The sequence below is a fragment of the Streptomyces sp. NPDC006265 genome, assembly GCF_040613555.1.
Taxonomy (GTDB): Bacteria; Actinomycetota; Actinomycetes; order Streptomycetales; family Streptomycetaceae; genus Streptomyces.
Genome location: NZ_JBEXSH010000766.1, coordinates 1 through 4,519 on the forward strand (window position 1 = coordinate 1; position 4,519 = coordinate 4,519).

The 4,519-nt window shown below is 74.5% G+C and carries 4 protein-coding genes and 1 pseudogene; 2 read left to right on the top strand and 3 right to left on the bottom strand.

What is annotated here, in order from left to right; all coding sequences use genetic code 11:
• Positions 1–231: pseudogene (locus ABZ281_RS39425) on the top strand (hypothetical protein); the annotation flags it as partial.
• An 86-nt stretch (positions 232–317) separates the two neighbouring features.
• On the opposite strand, the gene ABZ281_RS39430 reads toward ABZ281_RS39425, so the two are convergent.
• The 3 genes from ABZ281_RS39430 to ABZ281_RS39440 are packed head-to-tail and all read right to left on the bottom strand — an operon-like array spanning position 318 to position 4,332.
• Positions 318–1,250 (bottom strand): thiopeptide-type bacteriocin biosynthesis protein, encoded by a 933-nt coding sequence (locus ABZ281_RS39430; RefSeq protein WP_356662798.1) that lies wholly within the window; start codon positions 1,248–1,250, stop codon positions 318–320.
• A 35-nt stretch (positions 1,251–1,285) separates the two neighbouring features.
• On the bottom strand, positions 1,286–2,848 hold the full coding sequence (locus ABZ281_RS39435; RefSeq protein WP_356662799.1) for a nitroreductase family protein: 1,563 nt from the start codon (positions 2,846–2,848) through the stop codon (positions 1,286–1,288).
• Complete coding sequence (locus tag ABZ281_RS39440; protein WP_356662800.1) at positions 2,845–4,332, bottom strand: YcaO-like family protein; 1,488 nt, start codon at positions 4,330–4,332, stop codon at positions 2,845–2,847. The genes ABZ281_RS39435 and ABZ281_RS39440 overlap by 4 nt, the downstream gene beginning before the upstream one ends.
• A gap of 109 nt (positions 4,333–4,441) precedes the next feature.
• On the opposite strand from ABZ281_RS39440, the gene ABZ281_RS39445 reads away from it, so the two are divergent.
• Positions 4,442–4,519, top strand: a 78-nt coding sequence (locus ABZ281_RS39445) for an FmdB family zinc ribbon protein (RefSeq protein WP_356662801.1), incomplete at its 3' end; no start/stop codon positions are given.

Genomic DNA, 4,519 nt, shown 5'->3' on the forward strand with positions numbered 1-4,519 from the left:
GTCGGTGAGGGCCTGGCGGACGACCTGAGCCTCACAGCGCGGCTGGAGGTCAAGGGCCGTGCGACCCCGGTGACCTTCACCGTCGGCGAGCTCACCGAGCAGGGCGAACGGGTCGTCGTACGGGCCACCGCCCGGGTCGACCGGCACGCGTGCGGGGTCGGTGGCATGCGGGGGCTGGTCGGGGCGGGGCTGCTCGTGCGGGTGCGGGCCGTGTTCGTACGGGAGGACTGAGCCGCGCGGCGCACACGACAAAGAGGCCCGGCCGGTGAGGGGAAGACCGGCCGGGCCTCTGCGTGGGCGCCCACGGGCGCGGGTGGTCACACCGTGGGTACCCGGTCGGGTGCCGGTGCCGGAGTGGGGAACACGTGGGACAGCCAGGCGTAGGTGCGCAGTTCCTCCAGCAGGCTCAGGCCGAGCCGGTTGTGGAGCATGTGCGCGTGCGAGAAGAGGATCATGCCCGGGTGGACCGGCGAGTGGCACCGGATCGCGTCGGCGTGGGCGGTCAGAGCCTCGTACCAGTCGGTGAACGGGCCATGGGCGTCCGGGGAGACGCCTGCCGCGGCGGGGTCCTGGTCGACCGTGGTGATCCGGTCCAGCAACTCGTCGGGGTGCCCGGCGTCACGCGCCCAGGCCCGCCAGGCGTCCCGGCCGCGTGCGAAGTAGTGGGACCGTTCGTCCAAGCCGCCGAGGGCGACGGCGGCGGACAGCGTGCCACGCAGGGCGAGCCGGGCACGGCGGGCCTCGGAGGTGACGAGCGGGGCCAGGCGCAGAACGAGTTCGCTGGAGAGGTGGAAGAGGGACTCGGCGGCCGGCATGAGGGCCGGGCCGCCGTAGCGCTCGTACTCGGGGTCGTAGTCGGCGCGGTGCACGCCGGGCGGCAGCAGCGCGTGGACGGAGGTGTTGACGCCGGTCTCCCCGGCGGCGGCGAGCCGGGACGCGCCCTGCCGGTAGGCATCCTGAGCGAGCGGCTCCTCGCCGGGGGCGAGCCGGCCCGCCTCGGCGAGCCGGTCGCGCAGGGACTGCTCCACGTACGGGTGCCCGCCCGGGTCCGCGTCCTCGGACAGGTCCGCGATGCGCAGCCGCAGGTGGGGGCCCGACTGCCAGTAGCGGATGAAGAACCAGGGGGTCCCGGCCGGGAGCTCGGCGACCGTGGGGCCGATGACGTCCGTGAGGACGCGGTCGTGGGCGCTGCGGGCCGTGGTGCCGAGGTGCAGGTGCCAGGCGCTCCAGCGGTGCGGTGTGGTGGGCATGCGGGTTCCTTGTCGTCCGGTCGGGTTTCAGGGGCTTACGTGCGCAGGTCCAGCACGGCACCCCCGGTCTCGCGCGGTACGCCGACCACCGCCGACAGGACGATCGTCTCGTCCTCGTCCAGGCCGATGACCTCCTTGGTCTGGATCTCCTTGAACGCCCGGACCGGCCGGGCGAAAAGGCCCTCCGCGGCGGCGGCCAGACACAGTCCGTGCACCGCCCAGCCGCAGGCGTGCTGGGCGGCGCTCCAGCCGGCCGGACCGAAACGGGCGAAGAGTTCGCGGGGGCGGACCGAGAAGAAGACGGTGAGGGGGGCGTTGGCGATGCCGCAGCCGTTGACCGGGGTCAGGCCGTAGCCGTAGTTGGCCTCCAGGCCCGCGGGGGCGGTGGAGTCCTGGCGGAGCAGGTGTGCGGTGCCTTCGTGGATGCGGTGGATCCCGGGGGTGTGGCCGTCGACGTGCTGGACGACGGCGGTGACGGTGACCGCGTCGAAGGCGGCGGCGAGGGTGGGGTGCGGTGGGGGGACGCCGAGCCAGGCCAGGGCCGTGGTGAGGGTGCTGGTGGGGAGGGGGGTGAGGCACTTGGCCGAGTCCATGCCGTGCAGGGCTCTGGGCATGCGGCCGGAGTGGCGGTGCCAGAGGAGGTCCGACCAGGTGGGAGTGCGTTGCGAAGGAGGCAGGGTGGGGGGTACGGCGGTGGTGACGGGTGCGGGTTGTGTGTGGCTTGTCGCGCCCACGCGGCGGTAGCCGCATATCGAATGCTGCCCCGCGCCCCTGAAGGAACCTCTGTTGACGTCGACTACCTGCCTGAGGGACGGGTCCCCCTCAGGGGCCGGCGGTTCCGGCTCGGTCGGTAGGTGTACCGACGGGTGGGGTCCGTCTACGTCGACCAGCCACGGCAGCGACCACTCCCAGGTGTGTTCCACACCCAGCTCGCGCAGCAGCGTCGGTCCACCCGCGGTCGGCGGTGTCAGTGTCGCCGGTAGCCCGAAGAGCTCCAGGCCCAGGCTCAACGCGCGCAGCACCATGCCCGTCTCGATGGCCACCAGCGAGCCCCGGAACCACTGGTACGCCAGAGGGATCGCGGTGTAGCGACCGGTCAGGGCGATGCGGGTGGGAGCACCTGTGCCGGGGCCCGTCAGGGTGTGCCGGGTGGGTTCCAGGAGGCGCCAGGCCTCGCCGTCCCCCACGAACGCGTGCACCGGGAACAGGCAGCGCGGTGAGGCGTAGGGCCGGTGTTCGTTGTACGGGTTCTCCGGTTCGCGGCGCAGGGGCGCGAACGTGGTGGTCAGGGCGTGGGCCAGGGCGTCCGGTGAGGCCGGGCCGCCCGGGGCCGGGACGCGCGGGTACGGGAGCGCCGACAGTCCGTCCGTCGTGCCCGGCGGCAGCAGGGTCGCCGGTCCCGCCGGGCGTGGGGGCGGGGGCGGCACGTGGGAGTCGGGCGGGGGAGTGGCCGCCCAGGTCCACGGTGGTGGTTCCGGGGCGTCGTCGCCGGTGCCGTAGGCGTACCAGAGGGGCTCGCGGGCGATGCTGTTGTCGCCCTCGGGGCCCGGCAGGTCGACCGGGGCGCGCCGCGTCCAGGGCTCGGCGGGGGCCGTCACGGGAAGGGGTGCGGGTCGTAGGGGATGGCCCGGTGCTCCTGGCCCGTGCCGCGCAGCGCGGCGCGCAGCCGGGGCAGTCCGTCCAGGCGCTGCTGGGCGTGACCGAAGCACATCGGCACGATGCCGGGGACGACGGCACGGGCGACCGCGATACCGGCGTCGGCGTGCTCCCGGCTGGTCTGGTCGACGATGACGATCCGGTCCAGGCCCGCGTCCGCGAAGAGCGAGGCCACGTACCGGAGCGTGCCGCGTACGTCGCCGTCGGCCGCGCGCTCCAGCCGTCCCGGCCAGTCGGGGAACGCCTCCTCCAGGGTGACGGCCGGGCCGCCGAGTCCCGCCAGGGCGCGGTCGCGGGTCTCTGGGATGGAGGAGAAGCGGACGTGGTCCTCCAGCTCCTCGACCAGCCACGGGTCCTCGACCATCCGCTCCACCTGCTCGCGCGTCCAGTCGACCGGGTTGGTGACGAGCTGGGCGACCTCGCGCAGCGCGCCGCGGATCGCGGACTCGGGCTCGGCGCCCGAACCGGCGGAGGAGAAGGTCGCCGGGAAGGGGTCCTTCTCGTTCACGGCGATCACCCACACCACCGGCAGTCCGATGTCCCGGGTGGCGACCAGGAGATGGACGTCGTAGCCACGGGCCCGGATCAGCTCGACCATGGCCCGGCTGGTGGGGTCGGTGAGCGTGCCGACCGGGATGTGGGGGAGCGGCTCGGCGCGGTACCAGGACGTCAGGAAGGCGTCCCGCTCGGCCAGTTCGAAGAGGGAGTGCAGGGCGGCCTCTTCGTAGTTGGCGCCGACCGCGCAGCCGCTGGAGCAGTCGAAGAAGTAGTGCCGGCGGTTCGCCGCCCCGGCCACCCGCGCCGCCCGCCGGTCCCTGCGGAAGGCGTACTCGTACTGGTAGAAGGCGTGGTCGGCCGGGACGAGCAGGGGAGTGCCGTCGGCCAGGTCGTGGCCCCAGGCCCAGTCCATCGGGGTGTCGGCGGTGAACGGCGTGGCCCTGCTGGTCGGGTGGGCGAGCTGCTCGGCGGTGTAGCGGCCGAGGCTGGCCGGGTCGACGGCCCGTTCGGCGACCTCGCGGTAGGAGCGGCCGGTCAGCAGGGGGATGTCGTAGGGGTAGCCGCCGAGCCGTTCGTACGCCTCCAGGACGGCCACCGGTTCGGTCTCCGTGAACGTACGGGCCCTGCCGTGGCCCATCGCCGGGGCGTCCGCGACGACGGCCATGCTCATCGCGAACGGGGCGTGCGACTCGCGCAGGATCGCGCGGACCGGCCCGAAACGGTCGTCGACGAGCCGGTCCCGCAGGAAGCCTGGCTCGACGAGCCGGCTCGCCGCGGTGCGGGTGGCGTCCCCGGGGGCGGCGGGCCGGGAGCGCAGGGGGCGGGGTGCCGGCGGCCCGGCGCCGGCCAGGTCCTCGGGGCCGGGGCCGCAGGCCGGGCAGTGGAAGCTGCGGGCGATGCGGTGCCGGCGGGTGCCGCGGACCGTCACCGAGTAGGCCTCGCCCGGGGCGAGGGGGTGGGCGGCCAGGTGGTCCAGGCCGGTGCGCAGGAGCTCGGGCAGGAGGGGCGCGGGGGCGGCGGGGACACGGGTGGCCTGGGTGCCGACCTACCAGTACCAGTGCACCGAGTGCGGCGAAGGCCTCGAGGCGGTGCAGAAGTTCACCGACGACGCCCTC

What these genes read in the sequence shown, in the direction of transcription:
- ABZ281_RS39430 (WP_356662798.1), bottom strand. Translation starts at nt 1,250, where the DNA reads ATGCCCACCACACCGCACCGCTGGAGCGCCTGGCACCTGCACCTCGGC.